Source organism: Mycobacterium simiae (genome assembly GCF_008370645.1).
Taxonomy (GTDB): Bacteria; Actinomycetota; Actinomycetes; order Mycobacteriales; family Mycobacteriaceae; genus Mycobacterium; species Mycobacterium simiae_A.
The window spans coordinates 1-1,482 of the sequence record NZ_VTZN01000379.1 but is presented as its reverse complement, the minus strand read 5'-3'; the positions used below and the strand labels follow the sequence as shown (position 1 = coordinate 1,482).

At 63.8% G+C, this 1,482-nt stretch carries 1 protein-coding gene; it reads left to right on the top strand.

The features are described 5' to 3' along the window. A partial coding sequence (locus F0Q45_RS25930) for a patatin-like phospholipase family protein (RefSeq protein ID WP_149656584.1) occupies nucleotides 1-1,482 on the top strand: 1,482 nt, incomplete at both ends.

The window sequence follows — 1,482 nt, the reverse complement described above, 5'->3', positions numbered from 1 at the left end:
GAGCTGGGCGTGATCGCCGGCGCCGCTCGCGCGGCCGGAGTACGAGCTCTTCGGGACAGCGCCGTCTGGAAAATCGCCGCTGATACGTTCAGCGAGATCCTCGCGACGACTCCGCGACTGCAATCAGCGATGCTGCGAGCGATGGCGAACATGCTTCGCGAGTCACGATCTGCGGACATATCGCGGCGCCCCAGGGTCATCGGCGTTTTGTCGACAGGGGGGAATATCGCCGCGGTCCCGACAGTGGACGCGATCGCCACTCAACTGCGCTCCCACGGCCAGACTGCCGTGGTCGCTCCCACCGTCAACACCACCGCCGACGTCCGTCATTACGGCGAGCTGGTAGAAGCGTTCAGCAAAACCCTTGATCGCGCGGAGCGAAGCAACGACTGGGTCCTGGTGGTAGCCGACCGAGGCTCGGGCGACCTGTGGCGACGATACGTTGCCGCACAAAGTGACCGACTTATCGTCCTGGTGGATCAACCATATCCGCCAAGAACGGTCGATCCACTTGTCACCCAACGGCCCGTCCACCTGATCACGCGCATCCCTGAACCGGATCCGAGTTGGTGGGATCTGCTGCAGCCGGTCTCGCATCACCCCGCTAACGACGATGGCATCGCTGCTCTGGCCCGCAGAATCGCGGGCCGGTCCATCGGCCTGGTGATGGCGGGTGGCGGCGTGCGGGGGTTCGCACACTTTGGTGTCTACGACGAGCTCACCCGTGCTGGCATCGTCATCGATCGGTTCGGCGGAACGAGTACCGGTGCACTGGCTGCTGCGGCGTTCGCGCTGGGGATGGACGCCCGGGAGGGGATCGCCGCGCTACGGGAGTTCCTTGCACAGGGCGCCCCATTCGGCGACTACGCGATGCCCGTCGTGGCCCTGACTCGAGGTGGACGCTTCGATCACCTAATAGAGAGATACGCCGGCAGCACTTTGATCGAGCATTTATCAAAAGAGTTCTTCGCCGTGTCCGCAGATATGGTCACCGGCGATCAGATCGTCCATCGACGTGGGCGTCTGTCGGTCGCTGTGCGCGCATCGATATCGATCCCCGGTCTTATGCCGCCAGTGCCTCACGGCGAGCAGATCCTCATCGACGGTGGACTGGTGAACAACCTCCCGGCCGACGTGATGTGTGCCGACCCAGACGGCGAAGTCATCTGCGTCGATCTGCGCCGAAAGTACGTGCCGTCGAAGGGCTTTGGTTTTCTGCCGCCGATCCTTCGGCCTCCCGGGTTCGTCCGGCGGCTCATGACCGGCACCGATGTTGTCCTACCGCCGCTGCAAGAGACACTGTTTCGCGTCGTGGACCTCACGGCCTCCAGCCGGAATCTGGGCGAGTTGCCTCGAGTTGCGGCCATCATCGAGCCCGACGTCTCGGCGGTGGGACTGTTGAACTTCAGACAGGTTGATGACGCCGTGGATGCCGGGCGGATCGCAGCCCGGGCAGCTCTGAAAGCTAGCCCGAAGCTCATG